The sequence below is a fragment of the Enterococcus termitis genome (assembly GCF_001730305.1).
Classification (GTDB): Bacteria; Bacillota; Bacilli; order Lactobacillales; family Enterococcaceae; genus Enterococcus_L; species Enterococcus_L termitis.
Genome location: NZ_MIJY01000004.1, coordinates 88016 through 113852 on the forward strand (window position 1 = coordinate 88016; position 25837 = coordinate 113852).

At 39.1% G+C, this 25837-nt stretch carries 23 protein-coding genes; 19 read left to right on the plus strand and 4 right to left on the minus strand.

The features are described from left to right. Positions 1–67 precede the first annotated feature (67 nt). Positions 68–733 carry a winged helix-turn-helix domain-containing protein gene (locus BCR25_RS04665; RefSeq protein ID WP_069662455.1) on the plus strand — a complete coding sequence of 222 codons (666 nt, stop codon included), beginning with the start codon at positions 68–70 and terminating at the stop codon, positions 731–733. 235 nt (positions 734–968) lie between these two features. Beyond that, the gene (locus BCR25_RS04670) at positions 969–1409 is read left to right on the plus strand and encodes a MarR family transcriptional regulator (protein WP_069662456.1); all 441 of its coding nucleotides are present in this window, start codon (positions 969–971) and stop codon (positions 1407–1409) included. 188 nt (positions 1410–1597) lie between these two features. Here the strand turns inward: BCR25_RS04670 and BCR25_RS04675 are convergent, their stop codons facing one another. After that, complete coding sequence (locus tag BCR25_RS04675) at positions 1598–1897, minus strand: hypothetical protein (protein WP_069662457.1); 300 nt, start codon at positions 1895–1897, stop codon at positions 1598–1600. Between the two features lie 204 nt (positions 1898–2101). Here BCR25_RS04675 and BCR25_RS04680 point away from each other — a divergent pair, with 204 nt between their 5' ends. The 4 genes from BCR25_RS04680 to BCR25_RS04695 all read left to right on the plus strand — a co-directional run bounded on the left by BCR25_RS04680 (position 2102) and on the right by BCR25_RS04695 (position 5845). Further along, the gene (locus BCR25_RS04680; RefSeq protein WP_069662458.1) at positions 2102–2803 is read left to right on the plus strand and encodes an NAD-dependent protein deacylase; all 702 of its coding nucleotides are present in this window, start codon (positions 2102–2104) and stop codon (positions 2801–2803) included. Positions 2804–2819: 16 nt separating this feature from the next. Beyond that, complete coding sequence (locus tag BCR25_RS04685; RefSeq protein ID WP_069662459.1) at positions 2820–3659, plus strand: chorismate mutase; 840 nt, start codon at positions 2820–2822, stop codon at positions 3657–3659. A gap of 18 nt (positions 3660–3677) precedes the next feature. Next, positions 3678–4196, plus strand: coding sequence for a transcription repressor NadR (locus BCR25_RS04690; RefSeq protein WP_069662460.1), 519 nt, complete (start codon positions 3678–3680; stop codon positions 4194–4196). A 152-nt stretch (positions 4197–4348) separates the two neighbouring features. Next, positions 4349–5845: an aldehyde dehydrogenase family protein gene (locus tag BCR25_RS04695; RefSeq protein ID WP_069662461.1), complete on the plus strand. Its 1497-nt coding sequence runs from the start codon at positions 4349–4351 to the stop codon at positions 5843–5845. A 44-nt stretch (positions 5846–5889) separates the two neighbouring features. On the opposite strand, the gene BCR25_RS04700 is transcribed toward BCR25_RS04695, so the two are convergent. After that, positions 5890–6870 (minus strand): L-lactate dehydrogenase, encoded by a 981-nt coding sequence (locus BCR25_RS04700; protein WP_069662462.1) that lies wholly within the window; start codon positions 6868–6870, stop codon positions 5890–5892. 365 nt (positions 6871–7235) lie between these two features. Between BCR25_RS04700 and pth the strand changes: the two genes are divergently transcribed. From pth to BCR25_RS04755, 10 genes are all read left to right on the plus strand, one after another. After that, complete coding sequence (pth, locus tag BCR25_RS04705; protein WP_069662463.1) at positions 7236–7802, plus strand: aminoacyl-tRNA hydrolase; 567 nt, start codon at positions 7236–7238, stop codon at positions 7800–7802. A 33-nt stretch (positions 7803–7835) separates the two neighbouring features. Next, a complete protein-coding gene (gene mfd, locus BCR25_RS04710) occupies positions 7836–11369 on the plus strand; it encodes a transcription-repair coupling factor (protein ID WP_069662464.1) in 3534 nt (1177 codons plus the stop codon). A 605-nt stretch (positions 11370–11974) separates the two neighbouring features. Beyond that, positions 11975–13558, plus strand: coding sequence for a putative polysaccharide biosynthesis protein (locus BCR25_RS04720; protein ID WP_069662466.1), 1584 nt, complete (start codon positions 11975–11977; stop codon positions 13556–13558). 5 nt (positions 13559–13563) lie between these two features. Further along, positions 13564–13839, plus strand: a complete 276-nt coding sequence (locus tag BCR25_RS04725) for an RNA-binding S4 domain-containing protein (RefSeq protein ID WP_069662467.1) — start codon at positions 13564–13566, stop codon at positions 13837–13839. Positions 13840–13902: 63 nt separating this feature from the next. Next, positions 13903–14370 carry an FtsB family cell division protein gene (locus tag BCR25_RS04730; RefSeq protein ID WP_069662468.1) on the plus strand — a complete coding sequence of 156 codons (468 nt, stop codon included), beginning with the start codon at positions 13903–13905 and terminating at the stop codon, positions 14368–14370. Between the two features lie 43 nt (positions 14371–14413). Next, positions 14414–14887 carry a S1 domain-containing RNA-binding protein gene (locus BCR25_RS04735; RefSeq protein ID WP_069662469.1) on the plus strand — a complete coding sequence of 158 codons (474 nt, stop codon included), beginning with the start codon at positions 14414–14416 and terminating at the stop codon, positions 14885–14887. Between the two features lie 76 nt (positions 14888–14963). Beyond that, positions 14964–16346 carry a tRNA lysidine(34) synthetase TilS gene (gene tilS / locus BCR25_RS04740; RefSeq protein WP_069662470.1) on the plus strand — a complete coding sequence of 461 codons (1383 nt, stop codon included), beginning with the start codon at positions 14964–14966 and terminating at the stop codon, positions 16344–16346. Between the two features lie 54 nt (positions 16347–16400). Continuing rightward, on the plus strand, positions 16401–16946 hold the full coding sequence (gene hpt, locus BCR25_RS04745; RefSeq protein WP_069662471.1) for a hypoxanthine phosphoribosyltransferase: 546 nt from the start codon (positions 16401–16403) through the stop codon (positions 16944–16946). A 101-nt stretch (positions 16947–17047) separates the two neighbouring features. Continuing rightward, positions 17048–19213, plus strand: coding sequence for an ATP-dependent zinc metalloprotease FtsH (ftsH, locus tag BCR25_RS04750; protein WP_069662472.1), 2166 nt, complete (start codon positions 17048–17050; stop codon positions 19211–19213). A gap of 219 nt (positions 19214–19432) precedes the next feature. Beyond that, positions 19433–20383: an alpha/beta hydrolase gene (locus BCR25_RS04755; RefSeq protein WP_069662473.1), complete on the plus strand. Its 951-nt coding sequence runs from the start codon at positions 19433–19435 to the stop codon at positions 20381–20383. A 315-nt stretch (positions 20384–20698) separates the two neighbouring features. On the opposite strand, the gene BCR25_RS04760 is transcribed toward BCR25_RS04755, so the two are convergent. Further along, on the minus strand, positions 20699–21274 hold the full coding sequence (locus tag BCR25_RS04760) for a hypothetical protein (RefSeq protein ID WP_069662474.1): 576 nt from the start codon (positions 21272–21274) through the stop codon (positions 20699–20701). Continuing rightward, the gene (locus tag BCR25_RS04765) at positions 21258–21587 is read right to left on the minus strand and encodes a PadR family transcriptional regulator (RefSeq protein WP_281247218.1); all 330 of its coding nucleotides are present in this window, start codon (positions 21585–21587) and stop codon (positions 21258–21260) included. Before BCR25_RS04765 ends, BCR25_RS04760 begins: the two co-directional genes overlap by 17 nt. Positions 21588–21798: 211 nt before the next feature. Here BCR25_RS04765 and hslO point away from each other — a divergent pair, with 211 nt between their 5' ends. The 3 genes from hslO to lysS all read left to right on the plus strand — a co-directional run bounded on the left by hslO (position 21799) and on the right by lysS (position 25303). Beyond that, a complete protein-coding gene (gene hslO, locus BCR25_RS04770) occupies positions 21799–22695 on the plus strand; it encodes an Hsp33 family molecular chaperone HslO (RefSeq protein ID WP_069662476.1) in 897 nt (298 codons plus the stop codon). Between the two features lie 12 nt (positions 22696–22707). Further along, positions 22708–23712, plus strand: a complete 1005-nt coding sequence (dusB, locus tag BCR25_RS04775; RefSeq protein WP_069662477.1) for a tRNA dihydrouridine synthase DusB — start codon at positions 22708–22710, stop codon at positions 23710–23712. Between the two features lie 94 nt (positions 23713–23806). Next, positions 23807–25303 carry a lysine--tRNA ligase gene (gene lysS / locus BCR25_RS04780; RefSeq protein WP_069662478.1) on the plus strand — a complete coding sequence of 499 codons (1497 nt, stop codon included), beginning with the start codon at positions 23807–23809 and terminating at the stop codon, positions 25301–25303. Positions 25304–25837 lie beyond the last annotated feature (534 nt).

The window sequence follows — 25837 nt, forward strand, 5'->3', positions numbered from 1 at the left end:
AGAAAAAGAATATTAATAAGAGAGATCTGTATGTGAAAGCAAACAGATAAGGAAGGAGAATGTCGACGTGACACGACTATTTGCCGTGAATTCAACTGAAGAGGTTAATCAAAAATTTTTTCAAAAAATTCCGGAAACGATTGAAGGTACTGTTCACATCGATTTAGATGTACATGAACTTGAACAAATAATAAAAGATGATGATTATATATTTATTTACTATGATGGAAGTTTGGAGAAACTAATAGAAATCGTTCTGTTTATTACAGATGTACACGAAATTTGTCATCCCATCTTAGGTGTGATAACAGAAACGTATCAACAATCAGAAAAAGAGCTATTATTACGTCATGAAGTAACCGGAGTTATTCCAGCAAGTTTTTCATCAGAAGAATTCGAATTGATGTTGACGAATAATGAAAAGAAACGAGCGAAAAAAACGCAAGTAGATAATTCAATCAGATTAGAATCGACAAACCGCTTACTAAAATTAGGAAATGGTAAGGAAATCCACTTAACCAAGCTTGAATATCAAGTGATGAAACTTTTACTTGAAAATGAAACTGTCACTTATGAACAAATCATACAAGCGCTTTGGACAGATGACGGAGAAGATAAGCTGCCCCAAGTCTCAAATATAATTTTTCATTTGAGACAAAAATTTACTAAAGTAGGCGAAATAGGTACGGTCATCCAAACGAATCGTAGTGTCGGATACGAACTTAGACGATAAAAAATACTTACGTAAAGCACCGATCAAGTTGAACAAAACAGCCAGCTAAAAAAATGGCTGTTTTTTTTGCTGTAAAAAAAGGAGGCTGAGACAAAAGCGTTTATTCGCGTTTAGAGAGCGAAACAAAACGGATTTTCAGTTTTGTCCCGCTCTCTCTTCATAAATGAATGCTAGGGTTTTGTTGCAAAAGAAACAAAGTTCTCCTATACTAATGGTAGCATTGAAAGGAGCTATCATGGACAAACGACAACTGTTAATGAGTGAGCTGATGGATTTATGTAATGAGATCATTTGGCTCAACAAACCAGAATTAGAAGCAGCTTTAAAAGGCGTTACTTTGAGTGAAATTGAACTGATCGAACATATCGCGATGATCCCAAATGCAAATGTGACAAAACTTGCAGCAGCAAGCTATATGACACGTGGTGCTATCAGTAAGTTGACAAAAAAGCTCGTTGCGAAAGATATGATAGAAAGCTATCAAAGTGAGCACAACAAAAAGGAAATCTATTTCCGGTTGACTGAAAATGGTCAAGAAATAAATACAATTCATCAAGACTTGCATCGTTCCTTTTTAAAACGTGACCAAGAAGTGTTTCAGCAAATGACGGACGAGGAATTTGACACAATTTTTCGATTCATTGGACGTTATAGACAGCATCTGAAAAATAGATAAAGAACTTTCTACTCTGAGTGTTGAGCATAGGGGTGAAAAGGACTGTTTTGTTTCCTATTCAGCACTTTGCTCCTCATAAGTAGACGCTAAAAAAAGAAATACAAAAAAGCCCTTGAGACACTCTGCTGTTAAGTCAGCGTTGTCCCAAAGGCTTTTTCATACTCCCTTTTCCTAGTTGGAGAGGAAATTTATGCTTTTGCTGCTTCTTTTGGTTCGCGGCCCAAAATTGCTTGTAAGACCGTTAAGACACCATATGAAGCTAAAATTGTATAAATCAAGCTTGAATAAGTTGTAATCTCGAAATCCCATGTTTTGTAGATAACTAAAACAATTGCTAAAACAATTCCTGCAAGAACATTAAAGAATGCAAACGCCCAAAGGTTTCCATTTTCTTTACGTGAAAGATAATAAATCGAAAACCATAAACTTAATACGCCCCAAGCGATGCAGACTAAAATAGCTGCCCAATAAATAATAAATGCTACCACGAAGTTTCACCTCACTTTTATACATTAAGTATTCTATCACGTTCTCCTTTGTTTGTCATGAAAAGACAGTGAAAAACAAGCCGTTTTCACTGATTATTTCAAAGTTTCCAATGAAAAAAATCAAATCAGAAGCAATAGAACTTTTTGATTATTTTCTATTTACGAAAGATTTACGTTATAATAGACTAACTAGGAGATGAGCATGTGAAAATCATTGACAGAAAACAGGCAGTACAGTTGATCGAAGGCAGCCGAAAAATTACATTTTTGACAGGCGCGGGTGTTTCAACCGCATCGGGTGTACCAGATTATCGTTCTTTGTCTGGTGTCTATCAAGGAATAGAGCGTTCCGAGTATTTATTAAGTGCCACTTGCCTGGCAAGTGAGCCGCAAAAATTTTATACGTTCATTCAGTCGTTGTATCATCCAGAGGCTCAGCCCAATGTGATTCATTTGAAATTAGCTGAGCTGGAAAAAACAAAGGTGACCTGGGTTGTTTCTCAAAATATAGATGGACTGCATGCAGCGGCAGGGAGTCAAAATCTGATTAATTTTCATGGCAGTTTATATGACTGCTATTGTCAAAAGTGCGGAGAAAATGTTTCTGTTGCAGCCTATTTAGCCTCTGATCAACATGCTGATTGCGGAGGGCAGATCCGTCCAGCTATTGTTTTATATGAAGAAGCATTAGATCAAACAGCTGTCGCTGGAGCAATTAGAGCGGTCGAAGCAGCCGAGCTGATCGTGATTATCGGAACAAGTTTTCAAGTGCATCCATTTTGTGATTTGATCCATTATGCAGCAGAAGACGCAGAAGTTTTAGTTATCAATCAGAGTGCCGTACAATTAAATAGAACCGCTTATTTTTTAAAAGAAGATGCAGTAAATGTCTTTGAAAATATCTAAATAAAGGAGTTTTAACATGGAAGAAATCAAATCAGAACGCCAAAAGATGATCGATGGAGAGCTTTATTTTTCAGCAGATCCGGAATTGATCACAGCTAGAAAATTTGCTAGAGAGCAGATGAAATTGATCAATAAGGAAGAAGACCAAGTGATTCGCCGGCAATTAGTCGAAGAAACCTTTGGAACAACTGGAACAGGCAGTTATATTGAGCCGTCGATCAGCTTTGACTATGGCTTTAATATTCATGTGGGAAAAAATTTTTATGTCAATTTTAATAGTATCTTTTTAGATACTTGTCCGATTACGATTGGTGATAATTGTATGTTTGGTCCAAATGCACAACTTTATACTGCGACTCATCCTTTGCATCCTGTTAAAAGAAACAGCGGCTTAGAGTATGGCAAACCAATTACAATCGGTGATAATGTTTGGTTTGGCGGCGGTGTAGTCATTACACCAGGCGTAACGTTGGGGGATAATGTGGTTGTAGCAGCAGGTGCTGTTGTAACAAAATCTTTCCCAGATAATTGCGTGATCGGAGGGAATCCTGCAAAACTCATCAAAGAAATCGATTTGGAAGAACAACGCGCACCATTGACGAGCCAAAGAGAGAAAATAAACGAGCTTGATAAAAAAATCGTGGCTCTATTAGAGGAACGAATGGACGCTGTTTCATCAATTGCGGCAATCAAAAAGACATCTGATAAAGAAATTCTTGATACTGCAAGAGAACAAGAAGTTTTAGCAAAAATCGACAGCTATGTTGTCAATGCAGAGTACAAAGAAGTATTAAAAGAAACCTACCAAGGAATCATGGATGCCTCAAAACATTTTCAGCAACAAAAAATGGATTAAGCATTAGGAGGTGGATAAATGGACGGAACGAAAAGACGAGAGTCGATTTTACTTACGTTGAGGACGACAAATAAACCAGTTAGTGCTAGTTGGTTTGCAAAGGAATTCACTGTTAGCCGCCAAATTATTGTGGGGGATGTAGCCCTTTTAAGAGCTGCCGGGCATGAAATCATTGCCACTGCCCGTGGGTATTTACTTGAAACAAATCAAGAGAAACAAGGAATACTTAGGAAAATCGCCTGTCAGCATGCTCCGGAAAAAACAGAAGAAGAATTGGCGATTATTGTTTCAATGGGCGGCGAAATCATTGATGTCATTGTTGAGCATCCGATTTATGGAGAATTAACAGGCGGACTGCATATTTGTAGGGAAAAGGATGTGCGTACATTTATAAAAATGTACGAAAAAAGTAATGCTTCTTTGTTATCAGAATTGACCTCAGGGATTCATTTACACACGCTACGTTGTGAGAATGAAGAGCAGTTAGTGCAAATCAAAGCAGCTTTGGCAGAAGAAGGAATTTTATATGAAGGATAAAAAAGGCGGATTTTTTAAAATCTCCCTTTTTTTTAGCTGTACCAATTATTTTTTTGGTATTAAGAGTAAAAATGACGAAAGTCTATTTACTTTTAATAAATTAAGGATATAATGGTTTGTAAGCGCTATCTAAAGAAGGGGTGGTTTTTAAATTGAACAGAAAAATTGATATTCATAACACAGTGGACGATGTTTACCAATTATACATCGATGGAAAATGGACAAATGGTTCTGGTGGTCGACGGATTACAAGTTATAATCCAAGTAATGGTGAAAAGTTAGCTGATTTTATTGATGCGACACATGAAGACGTTGATCAGGCAATTGCAGCGGCACAAGAGGCATTCACCTCATGGAAAGATATCGATGTGGTTACACGTAGTCAGTTATTGTTGGAGATTGCCGATTTAATCGATGCGAATAAAGAGCATTTAGCTTTAGTTGAAACGCTAGATAATGGTAAGCCTCTTCGTGAAACGCTCACGATCGATGTGCCGGCGACGGCTGATCATTTTCGTTATTTTGCTGGGGTGATTCGTGCAGAAGAAGGGACTGTAAAAGAGTTTGATTCAGATACCCTATCCATCGTACTTAAAGAGCCCATCGGTGTCGTAGGTCAGATCATTCCCTGGAACTTCCCATTATTGATGGGTGCATGGAAAATAGCTCCTGCACTTGCAGCGGGAAATACAGTTGTCATTCATCCTTCGTCAACTACTTCTTTGAGCTTGTTGGAATTATTCAAACTATTCGATCAAGTTCTGCCTAAAGGAGTTGTCAACTTGATTACGGGACGTGGATCAGATTCTGGAAACTATATGCTTGAGCATGACGGTTTTGATAAGCTGGCATTCACAGGATCAACAGAGGTCGGCTATACTGTAGCAAAAGCTGCTGCTGACAAATTGATCCCAGCTACGTTAGAACTCGGCGGCAAATCTGCAAATATCATTTTTGACGATGCAAATTGGGAACGGGCATTAGAAGGTGTTCAATTAGGAATATTATTCAATCAAGGGCAAGTTTGCTGTGCAGGTTCCCGCGTGTTTGTGCAAGAAGGAATCTATGATGATTTTGTAGAAGCATTAAAAGAAAAATTTGAGAAAATAAACGTAGGCTTCCCATGGGAAGAAGGCGTACAAATGGGTGCGCAGATCAATGAAAAACAATTAAAAGATATTTTGAAATATGTTGAAATCGGTACAAAAGAAGGGGCATCCTTAATTACTGGAGGACATAAAATAACTGAAAATGGCTTGGATAAAGGAGCCTTCTTAGAACCAACTTTGCTGGCAGATGCCAACAATGCGATGTGTATTGCGCAGGAAGAAATATTCGGCCCGGTAGCGACAGTGATGAAATTCAAAACAGAAGAAGAAGTAATTGCTTTAGCAAACCAATCTGATTATGGACTAGGCGGTGCAGTTTTTTCTCAAAATATCAACACAGCAATGCGCGTAGCCCGTAAAGTCCGGACGGGGCGGATGTGGGTCAATACGTATAATCAGTTGCCGGCAGGAGCTCCGTTTGGCGGATACAAGAAATCTGGAATCGGAAGAGAAACCCATAAGTCGATGCTGGATGCTTATACACAGATGAAAAATATCTATATTGTGACAAAAGAAGAGCCGGATGGCTTGTATAATTAAAAAAAGAAACATCGCAACCTTTGCTTAGGCTGCGATGTTTTATATTAGTTAGTTTCGTCTTCGAATTTTTCGAAAGCAGATTTGATTACTTCTTTAAGTGCATTGGCTGATGCATTCATTCGGTCTTTTTCAGAGTCAGTTAAAGGAATTTCAATTACCTGTTTGATCCCTTGACGGTTGATGACCGCTGGTGCTCCGATGTAAATATCATTTTGACCATATTCACCATCTAAATAAACAGAAAGTGGGAAGACAGAATCTTCGTCATCTAGGATTGCTTTAGTGATACGTGCAAGAGCAGCGGCGATTCCATAGAAGGTTGCTCCTTTTTTCTCGATGATCGAATAAGCAGCATCTCTTACATTGAAGAATAAGTTGACCATTGCTTCTTCATCGACTTCAGGGTTATTTTTGACCCATTCATAGATTTGTAGTCCAGCAACGTTAGCATGTGACCAAACCGGAAATTCTGTATCACCATGTTCACCTAAAATATACGCATGGACATTACGTGCATCAACGTCGACTAATTCAGCAATCGCTTGACGGAAACGAGCAGAGTCAAGTGACGTACCAGAACCAATAACGCGTTCTTTTGGAAATCCTGAGAATTTCCATGTAGAATAAGTTAAAATATCAACTGGGTTTGCTGCGACTAAGAAGATTCCGCTGAATCCAGAATCAACGATCGATGTTACGATTTGTTTGTTGATTTTTAAGTTTTTGTGAACCAAATCGATTCTAGTTTCTCCAGGTTTTTGTGCAGCTCCGGCGGTTAATACAACCAAATCAGCGTCATGGCAGTCATCATAGGTAGCGGCATAAATTTTCTTAGGAGAGGTAAACGCTAATGCATGAGATAAATCTGCAGCGTCGCCTTCCGTTTTCTTTGTATCTATATCTATAATTCCAACTTCTTGAGCAATGTTTTGTGTGACTAAGGCAAATGCGTAACTAGATCCGACAGCGCCATCTCCAACTAAAATTACTTTTTGATGATCTTTATTTCCTGCTGCTGCAGTCATGTGTACCATTCCTTTCTGTTAATTGTTTTAACACGTTGATAATACCACTGTTTGTGATTTTTGTCACGTTTTTTGTTTTATTTAATAATACAGTTTTTAGGGGTGTTTCATAAGAAAACTCTTTCATGTGCGATATTTCACTAGTTATGTTTTTAAAAGTTTCTTTCGTGTTAAAAGAAAAAATAGAGCTTAAGGCTTTTTTATCATTTAAAAGATTAGGCTAGGGATTGTTTTGTGGTATAATTGTAAAAAACTGGGCAGAGGATTCTCCTGCTCGGGTATTTTGTGTTGAACAATAAAAAAGAGGACAAATGAACATAAAGGTTTCATTTTGCCTTAACTTTTTACATAAGGAGAAACGAGCAATGAAAATGATTGTCGGGTTAGGCAACCCAGGAAGTAAATACCAAGAAACAAAACACAACATCGGTTTTATTACGGTGGATGAAATCGCTTATCGCTATAATGCAACCTTCAACAAAAGTCAATTTGAAGCAGATATAGCCCAATTCTTTATCGGTACAGAAAAAATCATGCTGGTCAAACCGCTCACATTCATGAATGAATCTGGTCGGTCTGTTGGTCCATTGATGACGTATTATGGAGTAACTGAAGAAGAATTGATTGTCATTTATGATGATCTTGATTTGGAAGTCGGAAAAATCCGTTTGCGCGAAAAAGGCGGAGCCGGCGGACATAATGGTATGAAAAGTTTGATTGCTCACCTTGGAACAAATGTGTTTCCAAGAATCAAAATAGGTATCGGCCGTCCAATTGGCAGCAATACAGTTGTTCATCATGTATTAAGTGGTTTTCCTAAAGAGCAGCATGAAGAGATCTTGCTAGCAGTAAAAAGCGCAGCAGATGCAGCGGTTTATGCGAGTGAAGGGCATACGTTTATTGATACGATGAATCATTTTAATGGAAAATAAGCAAGAGGAAAACAAATAGAGGAGGAACCTGACGTGAATATCATTGAACGAATTGGTTCAAGTGAGCTGGCTCGAGAATGGCAGCAACAGTTAGCGGGAAATACCCGTCAATTGATCACTGGGTTAGCTGGTTCTGCCAAGACATTGGTCATGACTAGCGCATTTAAACAAAAAAATAAAAAAATCGTGATAGCTGTTCCTAACCTTTATTACGGCAACCAGTTAGTAGAAGATTTTCGCAATATTCTATCGGATGAGGAAGTCTATTTGTTTCCTGTAGACGAGGTACTATCAGCGGAAATGGCTTTTTCTTCTCCAGAAGCTAGAGCAGAAAGAGTGGCAGCACTTAATTTTTTATTGACAGAACAGGCAGGAGTCGTCGTAGTTCCTGTGGCAGGTTTAAGAAAATATTTACCTAGCAAGCAGACGTGGGAACAAGCACAGCTGCATTGGACACTTGGCAGCGAAATCGAGCTGGATGCTTTGGCGCAGCAGCTTGTTTTGATGGGCTATGAACGACAATCGTTAGTAGGAAAGCCAGGAGATTTTAGTATTCGCGGCAGCATTGTAGATGTGTATCCGTTGAATTCGGAATACCCCGTTCGTGCAGAGCTTTTCGATGTGGAAATTGATTCATTGCGTTACTTTGAAGCAGATACACAGCGTTCTGTTCAGACGATCGAATCCGTGACCTTGTCGCCTATGACAGATGTGGTTTTTTCAAAAGCAGATTTGATTCACGGAGAAAAAAGGCTGAATAAAGCGCTGGAAAAAAGAATTGCGGTAGCTAAGGAAGCGACTGAAAGAGGCTTTTTGACGGATTATTTCGGTCAGTTAGCAACATCGTGGAGTCAGGGCATTCCCACTGAAACAGCTCATTATTATACAGACTTTTTATATGAAGAAAAAACCACCTTACTTGATTATCTACCAGATGATAGTCTCGTTTTTGTGGATGACTATGCTCGGATTTTAGAAGCAGAACGTGAGATCATTCGAGAAGAAAATGAATGGCAGGTTCTTAAATTAGAAGAAATGCGTGTGTTTCCAGAACAAAACTTTGGACTGGATTTCCACGAACAAGTTCGTAAAATTAGCTTTTCGACTACTTTCTTCTCTCTATTTCAAAAAGGAATGGGCAATCTACGTTTTCATGCAGTGCACAATTTTCAGTATCGGTCGATGCAGCAATTTTTTGGTCAAATGCCTTTATTAAAAACAGAGATGGATCGGTGGCAAAAGCAAGAACAGACAGTCGTTGTGTTTGTTCCAACGAAAGAGCGAAGTCAAAAGGTTGAGGAGCTCTTTCGTGATTTTGATATCTCAAGTGTGACTGCTTCACCTAACAAATTGCTTGACGGAAAAATCCAGATCGTTGAAGGTGCACTACAGACGGGATTTGAACTGCCTGTTGAAAAAATTGTCGCTATTACTGAAAAAGAAATCTTTCATACGACAACGAAAAAAAGAGCGAGACGCCAAACAGTCTCTAATGCAGAACGTTTAAAAAGCTATAGTGATTTAAAGAATGGTGATTACGTTGTGCATGCCAATCATGGTATTGGTAAATACATTGGGATGCAGACGTTAGAAGTTGATGGCGTTCATCAAGATTATATTACGATCTTATACCAAAATGACGATAAATTATTTATCCCGGTCACCCAATTAAACCTGATTCAAAAATTTGTCGCATCGGAAGCTAAATCACCGAAAGTAAATAAATTAGGCGGCAGTGAGTGGAGTAAGACGAAACGAAAAGTTTCATCTAAAATCGAAGATATCGCGGATGATTTGATTCAGCTTTATGCATCCAGAGAATCTGAAAAAGGCTATGCGTTTCCGCCAGATGATGCTTATCAAAAAGAATTTGAAGATGCGTTTCCTTACAGTGAAACAGATGACCAACTTCGTAGTACAGCGGAAATCAAACACGATATGGAAAAGACACGTCCTATGGATCGCTTGTTAGTCGGTGACGTTGGCTACGGAAAAACAGAAGTGGCTTTACGTGCCGCTTTTAAAGCCATCAATAATAATAAACAAGTGGCTTTTTTAGTGCCAACGACAATTTTAGCACAGCAGCACTATGAAACGATGTTGGATCGGTTTGAAGGATTTCCTGTTGAAGTAGGCTTGTTGAGCCGTTTTAGAACGAAAAAGCAACAAAATGAAACCATCGAAAAAATCAAGCATGGGCAAGTGGACATCGTAGTAGGAACCCATCGTTTGCTGTCTCAAGATGTGAATTTTAGCGATTTAGGTTTATTGGTGATCGATGAAGAACAGCGCTTTGGAGTTAAACATAAAGAACGTTTGAAGCAGTTGCGGGCGCAAGTTGATGTGTTGACGCTTACTGCAACGCCGATTCCTCGTACACTGCACATGTCGATGCTCGGGGTGCGTGACCTTTCTGTGATTGAGACGCCACCGGAAAATCGTTACCCGATTCAAACATATGTGATGGAAAGTAATCCTGGAGCGATCAGAGAAGCAATCGAACGAGAAATGGCCAGAGACGGTCAGGTGTTTTACCTATATAACCGAGTTGATACGATCGAACAAAAGGTAGAAGAAATAAAAGCGCTGGTTCCAGAAGCAAGGATTGCCTATGCTCATGGACAAATGACAGAGGTTCAGCTGGAGAATACCTTGTTTGATTTTATCGAACGGCAATATGATGTGCTGGTCACAACAACGATTATTGAAACAGGTGTTGATATTCCCAATGCCAATACTCTCTTTGTAGAAAATGCCGATTATATGGGCTTGTCTACCTTGTATCAATTGAGAGGTAGGGTCGGTCGTAGTAACCGAGTCGCATACGCCTATTTTATGTATGAACAACAAAAAATCTTGAATGAAGTCAGCGAAAAACGGTTAGAAGCGATCAAAGATTTCACCGAGCTGGGGTCTGGCTTTAAAATAGCGATGCGGGATTTATCGATCCGTGGCGCTGGAAATCTGCTGGGAGCGCAGCAGCATGGCTTTATCGATTCTGTTGGATTTGATATGTATTCTCAAATGCTTTCAGAAGCTGTTGCCCGTAAACAAGGGAAAAATATTCAAGACCAAAAGACATCGGTTGAAATCGATCTTGGTATTGATGCCTACTTGCCAACGAGCTACATTACGGATGAACGTCAAAAGATTGAGATTTATAAACGGATTCGTCAACTAGAAAACATGGAGATGTACGATGAGTTGGAAGCAGATTTACTTGATCGTTTCGGTGAATATCCTGATGAAGTCGCACATCTATTGACTACTGGACAAATCAAGATGGATGGTGATCGGGCATTGCTTGAAACAATCCGCAAACGACAACAAGAAATCACCTTTACTTTAAGTAAGGTCGGAACCAAGACATACAGCGTAGAGCAAATCTTTGAAGCGTTATCTGAAACACAATTAAAAGCAGATCTTGCTGTGGACAATGAAAAGATGACTATTCGTTTGAAAGTACCAAAAGACATGAAAGAAGCTGCGTGGCTGCAGGAAGTCGCCTCCTTTACGACTGCTTTGAGACAAGAGAAGTATAAGACAGCGGCTGTTGAAGCGGAGTGAGGTCTTGATTGTCAAGTCGTTGTTTAGTAAGGTATTTTATGAGCAGGCTTTTCTTAAAAGACAAAAATCTATGATAGAAAAACCTTATTCTGTTTACCTTATAGAGATATCTAGCTTCACAGATCAGTCTTTTGGAAAAGAGATAAAAACGGAAAGAGACGAAGAGCATCTCAGTCAGTTTTTCCTATTTTCCATTCGAGCCTAAGCAGGTCTGTTCAGCTTTTAGATGTATCTAGCATCACAGATCAGCTCTAGAAACAAATAGATAAATTCTCCCAAAGATAGAAAGCATCTTTGGTAGAATTTCCTAATTTGTTCGAGAGCTTAACGATCTGTTTACCTTTTAGAGATATCCAGCTTCACAGACCAGTCTTTCGGGAAAAAGATAAAAACGGAAAGAGACGAAGAGCGTCTCAGTCAGTTTTTCCTATTTTCCATTCGAGCCTAAATGGGTCTGTTCAGCTTTTAGATGTATCTAGCATCAAAGATCAGCTCTAGAAACAAATAGATAAATTCTCCCAAAGATAGAAAGCATCTTTGGTGGAATTTCCTAATTTGTTCGAGAGCTTAACGATCTGTTTAGCTTTTAGATTGGAGGTCAAGTAATGGCGCATAAGGAGATGCGTACGATGATGCAAGGAGCTGTTGTTTTGACGCTGGCATCGTTTATCGCTAAGGTGCTTAGCGCGATTTATCGTGTGCCTTTTCAAAACTTAGTTGGGGATGAAGGGTTTTATGTGTACCAGCAGGTTTATCCTATTTATGGAATAGCAATGACGCTAGCTTTGTCTGGCTTACCGCAGTTTATTTCAAAAGTCGTAGCGGAGCAAACAGAGATCAGCGGACAAAAAAAGGTGTTACAGCAGCTTTTTCCTTTTGTGACTGCTGTAGCAGGACTGTGCTGGGGATTTTTCTTTTTCGGCAGTGATGAAATTGCGTATATGATGGGAGATCCTAAGCTGGCTTCCTTGATTAGAGTTGTTTCTTTTACCTTTTTATTAGTACCGATACTGTCTTTTTATCGTGGTAATTTTCAAGGTCATTTATTGATGATTCCAAGTGCGGTTTCTCAGGTAATGGAGCAACTTGTTCGAGTAGGTGTTATCTTAGTCGCTGCGTATTCATTTAGCAGTTTTGGATGGTCTATTTATCAGACTGGAACAATTGCTATGGGCGGTGCACTGCTTGGCGGGATCGTCGCAGCTTTCGTTCTCTATTATTATGATCGTAAAATTCGCGTCGGTAGTTCAGCTTATTTGACGCAGTGGTCGTTTTCAAAAGGGGCGAAAAAGCTGTATGGGCGATTGTTACTTGAAGGCGGAATCGTTTCTCTTTACAGTGCTTTTTTGATCCTGTTTCAGCTGATCGATTCATTTGTTGTGAAAAATGCCCTAGTTGGATCAGGAATCAGTGATTCTGCAGCGAAAATCGATAAAGGTGTTTATGATCGAGGACAACCGTTAGTCCAACTGGGCTTAGTCGTTGCCCTTGCATTGAGCTCTAGTTTCTTGCCGGCGCTGACAAAATATTTTATCAGCCGAAAGCATGGTCGTTTTTTACAGGCAGCCAAAATCTTTTTACGGTTGACGACAGCGATTGCTGCGGCAGCCTCCGTAGGTTTGGCGCTGTTGTTGCCATATATGAATTATGCACTATTCAAAGATTATCAAGGAAATGGTGTTTTAGGGATTTATGTATGTTCGATTGCATTTATGGCAGTGATTCAAGCCTACCAAAGTATTTTTCAAAGTCAGAATCAATTTAGAACAGCGATGCTCGCAGCTTTTGCGGGTCTGGTAGTCAAAGCTTTTTCTGCAAATCCATTGATTTACTTATGGGGAACTGCTGGTGCAAGTCTTTCGACGATTATTGGTCTACTTACAACCTTGTTCTTGTTGATCTTTTTCTCGAAAAAGGAAATCAATCAATTTGCTAGAGAAGGATATTTTCTTAGAAAATTGTGTGTTAGTTTAGGCGCAATGAGCATTGTGTTATTATGTTATCAAGCAGTGATTGCGCTTTTTTTAGGCACGATCGCACATCGAAGCCAAGCGTTGTTAGTGACAATCGTCGGTGTTTTGCTTGGCGGAGGTACATTTATTTTGATCATTATTAAAATAAAATTATTCACGATTCGTGAATGGTTGACCTTGCCATTTGGGGCAAAAATATTAAGAATGAAGAGGTAACAATTATGCGTTTGGATAAATTTTTAAAAGTTTCACGTATTATCAAAAGAAGACCTGTAGCAAAAGAAGTTGCGGATAAAGGACGGATCCAAGTCAATGGAATCCTGGCAAAATCGTCCAGCAACGTTAAAATAGGGGATCAAATCAAGATTCAATTCGGCAACAAAATATTAGAAGTAGAAGTGCTGGAACTCCGTGATTCAACGAAAAAAGAAGATGCCGAAAAGATGTATCAGATTATTTCTGAAAAAAGAGTCGAAAATAGTGATAATTTAGATTAGACAAGCCTCTTAGATGTTGGTATAATAAAGCAGACAAACCAAAAAACGAGTGGAGCGGAAATCATGGGAAAGAAGAAAAAAGACACGGAGAAAGTTGCTGCGTTAGACAATGAGTATACAAAAGAACAGTACGCAGAGTTTCAAAAGCAGCATAAACAGTTGATTTTCAGACGCCGACGTTTAGCGGTAGTTTTTCTCGTGGCGTTTGTGATTTTTCTCGTTTCAGGGTTTCAGCTGATGAAAGATTACCAGCAGCTAAATGCATTTAAGAAAGAACATGTTGAAGCTGTAGCTGAATCGAAAGAAGCGGACAAAAAGCTTGAGCGTTTAGAACAAGATGTGGCTCTTTTGAGAGATGAAGACTACGTGGCTAAGTTAGCCCGCAGCCGATTTTATGTGTCAAAAGACGGTGAACAGATCTACAATATTCCAGAGTTAGGCGGAACAACTAGCTCGAGCACAGAACAAAAGCAATCAGCAGAAGAAAGTCAATCACAGTCTCATTCCTCTGATAAACAATCAGGCGAATAACTGCAGATATTATAGGGTAAATAATAGGAGGAACATTTTTTTTATGTCAATTGAAGTAGGAGCTAAGTTGCCAGGGAAAGTGTCAGGTATCACAAATTTTGGTGCCTTTATCGATTTAGGTGAAGGGAAAACAGGGTTGGTTCACATCAGTGAAGTATCAAATGGGTTTGTTAAAGATATTCATGATGTATTGACTGTCGGAGATGAAGTAACAGTAAAGGTTACCTCAGTTGGCGATGACGGCAAAGTTGGACTATCGATTCGTAAAGCACAAGAACAGCCAGCAGAACAAAAGCGTGAATTTCAACGTCGTGATAACCATGAACAGCAAGGAAATCGTGACCGCGGGCAGCGCCCAGCACCTAAAAAACAATTTACACGAGCACAGCCAACGAATTCAAAACAAGATTTTGATTCATTGATGAGTTCATTTTTGAAAGATAGTGATGATCGTTTATCATCGTTAAAACGCAACACAGAAGGTAAGCGCGGCGGACGTGGTGGACGTCGTAATTAATAAACAATAGAAGCTGAGCGGGAGCTCGGCTTTTCTGTTTTAGACATCTTTAAAGAGCGGAACAAGAGGTGAGTGGATGTTTCATGAATTTTACCGCCATTGCAAAAACAATCATTACTGGGAACCAAATGATCGGATTCTTTTAGCTGTTTCTGGCGGGGTGGATTCTATGGTGCTGCTTCATTTGTTTCAACTAGCAGCAGTCAAAGACAATCTAAAACTAGCGGTAGCACATATTGATCATCAAATACGTCCAGAATCTGTTGAAGAAGCAAAGTACTTAAAAAAATACTGCCAAGAGTATAAACTGCCCTTCTATAGTCGAAAATGGGAAGCGGCAAATAAAACAAAAAATATGGAAGCGCGAGCGCGTCAGTTCCGTTATCATTTTTTTGACGAGATCATGGCAGAAAAAAATTACTCAAAGCTAGTGACAGCACATCATAGCGATGATCAGGCAGAAACGATTTTAATGAAACTTACCAGAGGCAGCACATTGACAAATCTCGTAGGAATCCGTTCTGCACAAGTATTTGGAAACGGCAAGTTACTTCGGCCATTATTGATTTTTTCTAAAGAACAGCTTACAGCGTTTGCGGAACAAGAAGCAATCAGGTACTTTGAAGATAGCTCCAATCTAAGTGATGATTATATGCGTAATCGTATTAGACATCATGTGATTCCTATATTGAAAAAAGAAAACCAGCAATTTTTACAGCATATCACTGACTTTGGCGAGCAAATCAGTTATGTTGAAGAAGTGATCCAATCTGTTGTTATACCAAAGTATCAGCAGTGGGTCACAAAAAATCATAGCGGTTGGCACATTCAATTACGAGGATTAAAACAGGAACCTAAAAGCGTCCAAGTCTTTTTTATTCAGCATCTCCTGCAGCAAACAATAGTGCCAGAAGGTATCGCAATCAGCCGAAAACACATTCATCAATGTCTGACATTGTTAAACGATGAAGCGCCGCAGATGACGATGGATCTAGAGCAGGGGTGGCAAATAGTAAAAGAATACGAATGCGGCTACCTAAAGAAAAGAACGCCGTTTATAAGAAAATCTACTTTTTCGCTCCAGCTAGGCGAACAGTTATTTCTTTCGGAAAAGGAATGGTTGGGACTAGAAAAAAGTGATGAGCCGATCGAGCAACCTGAAACAATCAAAAACTGGCAGAAGTCATCATTATTAATAAATAGTAATACGCCGTTGCCGCTAATGATCCGACATAGACAAAATGGTGATCGAATCGCATTGACACCGGTGTTGACCAAACGACTAAACCGTCTATTCATTGATCAAAAAACGCCGAACTCGATTCGAGAAAAAACATGGGTGATCCTCTCAGATGATAAAGAGATTATTTGGGTGCCTGATTTTGCAAATTCGCATTTGAGTATTCCTAAAGAAACTGATAAAATACTCTACAGGCTCCTTTATAAAATAAAAGAGTAAAATTAAGTACGAATTAAATAAGGGACAACAACCTGTGAAGAAAAGGAGAGCATTATGCTAGAGAATGATATTAAGCACATTTTGATTTCACAAGAACAAATCCTTGAAAAATCAGCTGAACTTGGAAAACAGCTAACTGAAGATTACAAAGATAAAAATCCTTTGGTCATCGGTATTTTGAAAGGTGCGATTCCTTTTATGGCTGATATTACACGCTGTATGGATACTCGTTTAGAAATGGATTTTATGGATGTATCCAGCTACGGCAATGCTACTGTATCATCTGGCGAGGTAAAAATCGTCAAAGATTTAGACACGAATGTCGAAGGACGCGATATACTGATTGTAGAGGATATCATTGACAGCGGCCGTACACTAGCCTATTTAGTGGATTTATTTAAATATAGAAAAGCTGCATCTGTAAAAATCGTTACGCTATTAGACAAACCAGAAGGTCGTGTCGTAGATATCGTTGCAGATTATGTAGGGTTCGATGTGCCGAATGAATTTGTTGTCGGCTATGGATTAGACTATGCTGAAGCCTATCGAAATTTACCGTATGTCGGGGTTTTGAAACCTGAGATCTATGAATCAAATTAATATCTCTCTCGGAAATAGTTATGTTACAATGTAAAGGTCAGAATTGATAAAAAATAAACCGTAAAATCAAATTACGAGCAGTTGTTCAAAGGAGGACAGGCATGAATAAAAAGAATAGCGGCATGAAAAATGGCCTATATTATGTATTGCTTATTTTAGCGATGGTCATGGTTGTATATTTCATCTTTGGAAATAACAATCCACAGTCGCCGGATATTGAATACTCAACTTTTAATACCCAATTAGAAAAAGGGAAAATAAAAGAAATGACGATCCAGCCAACCAATGGAGTGTATAAAATCGTTGGTCAGTATAAAGACAAGCAAGAAATCAAAAACACTGGCGGTCTATCTTTATGGGGATCGACAGAAGTTTCAACAAAATCATTTACTACAGTTGTCTTGCCTAGTGATATCACCTTATCAGGGATTCAAGAGATGGCAAAAGACAATAATGTAAAACTAACAGTAAAAGAACAATCAACAAGCGGTGCCTGGTTATCTATCCTATTTAGCTTCTTGCCGATCGTATTATTCATCTTCTTGTTCTACATGATGATGGGTCAACAAGGCGGCGGTGGCGGTGGTGGCGGCCGTGTCATGAACTTTGGTAAATCAAAAGCCAAAGAAGCTGACAAAAAAGCCAACCGTGTACGCTTCTCAGATGTAGCAGGAGCAGAAGAAGAAAAACAAGAACTAGTCGAAGTGGTTGAATTCTTAAAAGATCCTCGCCGTTTCGTTGAGCTAGGTGCAAGAATCCCAGCAGGTGTGCTATTAGAAGGACCTCCCGGAACTGGTAAAACGTTACTTGCTAAAGCTGTTGCCGGTGAAGCAGGCGTACCGTTCTACTCAATCTCAGGTTCAGACTTCGTTGAAATGTTTGTCGGTGTCGGTGCAAGCCGTGTTCGTGACTTATTTGAAACAGCGAAGAAAAATGCACCAGCGATCATCTTCATTGATGAAATCGATGCAGTAGGTCGTCAACGTGGTGCTGGTATGGGCGGCGGACACGATGAACGTGAACAAACCCTAAACCAATTACTTGTTGAAATGGATGGATTTGATGGAAACGAAGGCGTAATCGTCGTTGCCGCAACAAACCGTTCAGACGTGTTAGACCCAGCGTTATTACGTCCAGGTCGTTTTGACCGTCAAATTTTAGTTGGTCGTCCAGATGTGAAAGGCCGTGAAGCAATCCTTAAAGTTCACGCCCGTAACAAACCGTTGGCTGACGATGTAGACTTAAAAGTCGTGGCACAACAAACACCAGGTTTTGCTGGTGCTGATTTAGAAAACGTCTTAAACGAAGCAGCCCTAGTTGCCGCTCGTCGTAATAAGAAGAAAATCGATGCATCCGATGTGGATGAAGCAGAAGACCGCGTCATTGCAGGACCTGCTAAAAAAGATCGTGTAATCAATAAAAAAGAACGCGAAATGGTTGCTTACCACGAAGCTGGGCATACAATTGTCGGTTTAGTCCTAAGCCGTGCGCGTATTGTTCATAAAGTGACGATCATCCCTCGTGGCCGCGCTGGCGGTTACATGATCGCATTACCAAAAGAAGATCAATTCTTGATGACCAAAGAAGATATGTTTGAGCAAATCGTTGGCTTGCTTGGTGGACGTACAGCGGAAGAAATTATTTTCGGCGTTCAATCAACAGGTGCTTCAAATGACTTTGAGCAAGCAACAGGTATTGCCCGCAGCATGGTGACTGAATATGGTATGAGTGACAAATTAGGTCCTGTTCAATATGAAGGGAACCATCAAGTCTTTGTTGGCCGCGATTATGGTCAAACAAAAGCTTATTCTGAACAAGTAGCTTTTGAAATAGATCAAGAAGTACGCCGTATCTTAATGGAAGCACATGATAAAGCCAATGAAATCATTGAGTCACATCGTGCGCAGCACAAATTGATTGCTGAAAAACTGTTAGAGTATGAAACATTGGATGCTCGCAGTATCAAATCATTGTTTGAAGACGGTGTTATGCCTCAAGATGTTATTGATAGCCAGTTCCCAAGTGAAAAGGCCCAAACATTCGAAGAAGCAAAACGTGCCTTAGAAGAAAAAGATGCACAAAAACAAGCCGAAGAAAAACAAGACTTTGAAGATGCAAAAAAAGAATTAAATGACGAAGCAGAAGAAGTAAAAGCGGATAGCGAAAAAACAGAAGAAACCGTTCAGTCTGACTCTAAAAATGACGAAGATAAATCTGAAAGTAATTCTGAATACGACCGCGACAACTTTGAAGATCGTTATAAATAATCATTCATAGAAATAAAGAAACAGTGTAGTCTGAAAACTACACTGTTTCAGACTGTAGACAAAGTCCCAAAAAGAGGGATGATGTCTACAGTTTTTCTTTTTTGTCTAGTCTAAAATACAGACAGAATTCTATCTGTATTTTTTTATAAAGCGTACTATTTGAACTAGTTATGATATGTGCTTAATATGGGGGTATAACATTGGAAAGAAGGTAGCAGTATGGTAAAAAGAATTTCTTTAGAACAATCAGCACTTGAATTCAGTGAGGCAAATGCAAAAGAACCATTTATCTATCAGCTCCCAGTTAATGATGCCCGAGATTTACTTGAAGAGGTACAAAGTTCACCGGTGGAAAAACTTGAAGCTGACATCAACGATCAGCAATGGGATTTAGGTGATCATGGTACGATCAATGTACGTACCGTAAAACCAAAAGAAGCAACAGGAAAACTCCCAGTGATCCTTTATGTTCATGGTGCAGGATGGGTATTAGGTAGTGCGCATACACATGATAAGTTAGTTCGAGAATTAGCTGTTAGAACAAATTCTATTGTGTTCGTTCCAGAATATGATCGTTCGCCAGAAGCAAAATATCCAGTAGCGATCGAACAATGTTATGCAACGTTATTAAAACTAGTTGATGATGCTAATGACGAATACGATACTAGTCGCTTGATGATTGCAGGGGACAGTGTCGGCGGAAATATGGCGACTGTCTTAACGATGTTGGCAAAAGATCGTAAAGGTCCTAAAATCAGCCAACAATTATTGTACTACCCAGTGACAAATCATTCTTTTGATTCAGAATCATACAATCAATTTGCTGAAAATTATTTCTTGGCAAAAGATGGAATGAAATGGTTCTGGGACAACTATCTTCCAGAAGGACAAGACACTACAATCAAAACGATTTCTCCATTGCAAGCTACAAAAGAGGATCTTGAAGGATTGCCTGCTGCAATGATTTTAAATGGTGAAGCAGACGTATTGAGAGATGAAGGAGAAGAGTATGCCCGTCATTTACGTGATGCAGGCGTTGATGTCACACAAATTAGATTCCAAGGAATGATTCATGACTTTGTTATGGTCAATTCGATGGATCAAAGCAATGCGACTCGGGCAGCGATGGATGTATCGACGGATTGGATCAATAAACGTAATTCAAAATAGAAGCCTAATAATATAAAAAAGAGAGGCTGAGACGAAAGTGATGTGCCCCCCTAAAGTTAGTTTACTCTAACTTTAGGGGGGCACATTTATCATGACTAAGTATAAGCGTCCATCAAAAAAACATAGCATAAAAGAATATCTTCAAGGTAAATTAGGTTGTTACTCTTTAAAGAAGGGGTTCTTCTGCTCCCACCGTTTATTCGGATTACAAGTGAGTGGGATATGACTAGAAGAATTATGTCCCACTCACCAGACTGTAAATAGTGAAGCCTGAAAACTACACTGTTTTTTTCTTATGCAAATTCGATCCGTGTTCTATTTTCTTGAACGAGGTGTAAGAATGGCATTAGCAATCAAACCGCAGCCGGTTCCAATCAATACTCCAGCTAGAATACCGATCAACGTATAGATCCAACCAGTATGTGTAAATGCTGGAACCCCTCCGCTAGCTAAAAATCCAACTAAAGCACCGATTGTCATACCTAATACAGCAAATCCACCATAAAACAGTCCTATTATTTCATAGTCGGCAGGATCCATCGTTGCATAGTATTGTGCAAAGCGTTCCTGCAATTCGTCCGATTGATCTGTTTGGCTGGCAAATCGAAGCTCTGTACTCGCTTTTTCAAAGGCCTCTTGTTCCTGCATTCCGCCAGCAATCAAATCAGTGATGTAATCATTCATGTACAAAATCATATCATCTTGGATCTCTTGCCCTTTATCAGAAGTATTTTTGAATCTAGCCAGCTTTTGACCGACCTTTTCCCGATTTTTGCCAGCTTTGCGACGTAATTTTTCCATATAGGTCATTTCTGCATCATTTAAATAAAGCTCAGCTTGTTCTTTTGAAAACTGTTTGATCTTTTGTTGTGTATCAGAATTGATTGTCATGATTAGTATTCCCTTCAGATTTTAGCTGCATTACTCGGTTAGATAAAAATGCCCATCTTTCCCAAAAATCAGCCAGTTCCTGTTTTCCGTTGTCGTTTAATGTATAGAATTTTCTAGGAGGACCTAGTTCAGATGGCTTTTTGGTGATGTTGACCATTTTATTTCGTTCTAATCGTAAGAGGATCGTGTAGACTGTTCCTTCTGTCATGCCGGAAAAGCCCATTGCCGTTAACCTTCGCACGATTTCATAGCCGTAAACTTCACTTTCGCTGATGATTTGAAGCATCATTCCCTCCAAAACACCTTTTAGCATTTCACTCAATTTATCCACTTGCTCACTTCCATTCGTTTTTATGCTTATGGTACATCGCAATGTTGAGTACTGGTACATAATAACGCAGAGTAGCTGAAGTTGTCAAACATTAAACAAGGGATTAAAATTCTTTAGTTGAAAAAAAGGCGAAACCCTAGTATTATCTGATAATGAGTCAGAAAAAGTCCCAAGTGAGAAGAGGAAAATAAAAATGGAAGATTACTTAGTAAAAGCATTATGTTATGAAGGATCAATTCGCGCTTACGCTGTTTGCGCAACAAATACAATTTCAGAAGCACAAGAACGTCACGATACATGGAGTTCGTCAACAGCAGCTTTAGGCAGAACAATGGTTGGTGCGCTATTGTTGGGTGCAACATTAAAAGGTGAAGATAAATTAACCGTAAAAGTCCAAGGAAACGGACCAGCAGGAAGTATTGTTGTTGATAGTGACGGCAGCGGGAACACAAAAGGCTATATCAAAAATCCTCATGTCAGTTTAACATTGAATGAAAGTGGTAAAATCGATGTTCGCGGCGCTGTTGGAACTGAAGGGATTTTTACAGTGATCAAAGATTTGGGCTTAAAAGAAACCTTTTCAGGGCAAACACCAATTGTTTCCGGAGAAATCGGTGAAGATTTCACTTATTTTATGGCAGTCTCAGAACAAATTCCATCTGCTATTGGCTTAAGTGTATTAGTTGATACAGATGAACACGTTAAAGCAGCCGGAGGATTTATGATTCAAGTGATGCCTGGAGCAGATGAAAAAACAATCGACTTTATTGAGCAGAGATTACAAGAAGTACCGATGATTTCTCGCTTGATCGATGAAGGGGAATCACCAGAAGGAATTTTGGAGCGACTCTTAGGTAAAGATGAAATCGAAATTCTGGAAAAAATGCCAGTACAGTTCAAATGTAACTGCTCAAAGGAAAAATTTGGCACAGCAATCATCGCTGTCGGTCTTGATGAAATCAATGCAATGATAGAAGAGGATCATGGTGCAGAGGCAGTTTGTCAATTTTGCGGCAATAAATATCAGTACAGTGAAGCAGATTTAATCGAATTAAGAGATGAAGCAATCAACAATACTCAAAATAAATAGGAGGAATGCTTTGTGTGGAAAATAGGGAATATCGAAATTCCTAATCGAGTCGTCGTTGCGCCGATGGCTGGTATCAGTAATGCGGCATTCCGGGTCACAGTGAAAGAGTTTGGTGCAGGATTAGTTGTTTGTGAAATGATCAGCGACAAAGGCATTCAGCATAGAAATAAAAAAACACTGGAAATGCTGTATATAGATGACAGAGAATATCCATTAAGCGTTCAAATTTTTGGCGGAAATAAAGAAAATCTTGTGGAAGCAGCAAAGTTTGTTGAAGAAAATACAAAAGCTGCAATCATCGATATCAACATGGGGTGTCCTGTCAATAAAGTCATTAAAGCAGAAGCGGGTGCAAAATGGTTGTTAGATCCGAATAAAGTGTATGAGATGGTCGAAGCGGTATCTTCAGCTGTTTCATTACCAGTTACTGTGAAGATGCGAACGGGCTGGGATGATGATCACTTGTTTGCCGTAGAGAATGCTTTAGCTGCAGAAAAAGCAGGTGCTTCAGCCATTGCGATGCATGGTCGAACACGGGTCCAAATGTATGAAGGAAAAGCGAATTGGGAAATCTTAAAGGAAGTAAAACGCCATTTAACCATTCCTTTTATAGGTAATGGAGATGTAAAAACACCAGAAGATGCCAAACGAATGCTGGACTACGTGGGTGTGGATGGTGTGATGATTGGAAGAGCTGCTTTAGGTAATCCATGGATGATCCAACGAACAAAAGAATATTTAGAGACAGGCGTGCTGATGCCGGAGCCAACACCCTATGAAAAAATTGAAACAGCTAAGCTTCATTTGAAACGATTGGTTGATTTAAAAGGGGAAAGCATTGCAACGAGAGAATTCCGTCAACATGCTTCTTACTACTTGAAAGGCATTCCGCGTGCAGCTAAAGTGAAGGTCACTATCAATCAGGCTGAAACACAACAAGCAATGGTAGACATACTAGATGCATTTGTAGAAAAAGCGGAAAAATATGCAGAAAAAGAGACCTTAGAAACGATCTAACAAAAAAAGCAGGCAGAATCTAAAGTTCAGCTTGCTTTTTTTTGTTTTAGTGTGGCATTATAGTGGTATGTGATTTCAGAATGGAGGAAATAAAGTGGCAGATGAACAACAAGCGCACCTAGATGATCTAAATGATCAAATGCTTGTGCGTCGTGAAAAGATGGAAAACTTACGTGAAGAAGGGGTTGATCCCTTTGGAAAACGTTTTGACCGTACACATAATTCAAGCGAATTACATGAACAATTTGACCAAAATACAAAAGAAGAATTAAACGAAAAAGAGCTATCCGCTAGCGTTGCTGGACGTATGATGACTAAGCGCGGTAAAGGAAAAGCAGGCTTTGCGCATTTACAAGACCGCGAAGGACAAATTCAAATCTATGTACGTAAAGACCAGGTAGGCGATGAAGCATATGAACTATTTAAACATGCGGATCTTGGAGATTTCTTTGGCGTAACTGGTCAAATCATGAAAACTGATACTGGTGAAGTGACTGTTAAAGCCAAAACAATTGTTTTACTAACAAAAGCATTACGCCCGTTACCAGATAAATATCATGGCTTAACGAATATCGAACAACGTTATCGTCAACGCTACCTTGATTTGATTAGTAATAAAGACAGCTTTGACCGTTTTATGAAACGTAGCCAAATCATCAGTGAAATTCGTCGTTATCTAGACAATAATGGATATGTAGAAGTTGAAACACCTGTCTTGCATAATGATGCTGGCGGTGCTGCTGCACGACCGTTCATCACTCATCATAATGCACTAGACATGGATTTATATCTACGAATTGCATTAGAATTGCACTTAAAACGATTGATCGTAGGCGGAATGGAAAAAGTGTATGAAATTGGTAGAGTATTCCGAAATGAAGGGATCGATACCACCCACAATCCTGAATTTACGATGCTGGAAGCTTACACAGCGTACACAGATTATAAAGATGTAATGGATTTAACAGAAGGAATCATCCGCAATGCTGCTGAAAAAGTTTTAGGAACAACAACGATTACGTATGATGGTCAAGAAGTCGACTTAGGCTCTGAATTCAAACGAGTGCATATGGTAGATGCAATCAAAGAACAAACAGGTGTGGATTTCTGGCAAGAAATGTCTATTGAAGAGGCACGCGAACTTGCCAAAAAACATCACGTGGAGATCAATGATAATATGACAGTTGGTCATATCTTAAATGAATTTTTCGAAACATTCGTAGAGGAAACCTTACAACAACCAACATTTGTGTATGGTCATCCAGTTGAAGTGTCTCCATTGGCGAAGAAAAATCCGGAAGACGGTCGTTTTACAGATCGCTTTGAACTATTTATAGTAGGAAAAGAATTTGCGAATGCATTTACCGAATTGAATGATCCGATTGATCAGCGAGAACGTTTTGAAGATCAAGAAAAAGAGCGTGAACAAGGAAATGATGAAGCGCATGGTGTAGATGAAGACTTTATCGAAGCTTTAGAATATGGCTTACCGCCAACCGGTGGTTTAGGTATCGGAATTGATCGTCTCGTAATGCTTCTTACTGATGCACAATCGATTCGAGATGTGTTGTTATTCCCAACAATGAGATAAAAGAAAAAGCGTCTATCTACTAGTGATAGACGCTTTTTTTATTTTCTGAAAAAAAGCTGAAAAAGTTAACTGATTTCATTACAAATGGACTTAAAAACGAACGATAAAGAACAAAAGTAATAAAACAATCGGTAACGAAAAAAACTTCAAAAAAATTGTAATTTTTGATTGACCTACGCGATGAAACTTGGTATATTATTACTTGTCGCAAGGCACCAAACAAAATAGCCGAAACGACCAAAATAGAATAACATTTCAAGTTTTAAAAAAACTTGAAAAATCAGGAAGAAAGTTGTTGACAAATAACAATCAACCTGGTAAACTAATGAAGTTGTCGCTGAAACAAACGACAACGCTAAGCAGAAAAAACTTTGAAACTTTTTAAAAAAAGTGTTGACATCAAATCGAAGATTTGATATGATATAAAAGTTGCTGCAAGGTAACAACGTAGACCTTTGAAAACTGAACAAAGTAAGACGAACCAAATGTGTAGGTTGTTTTTACAACGGTAAAAACAAACAACAATTTTTAACA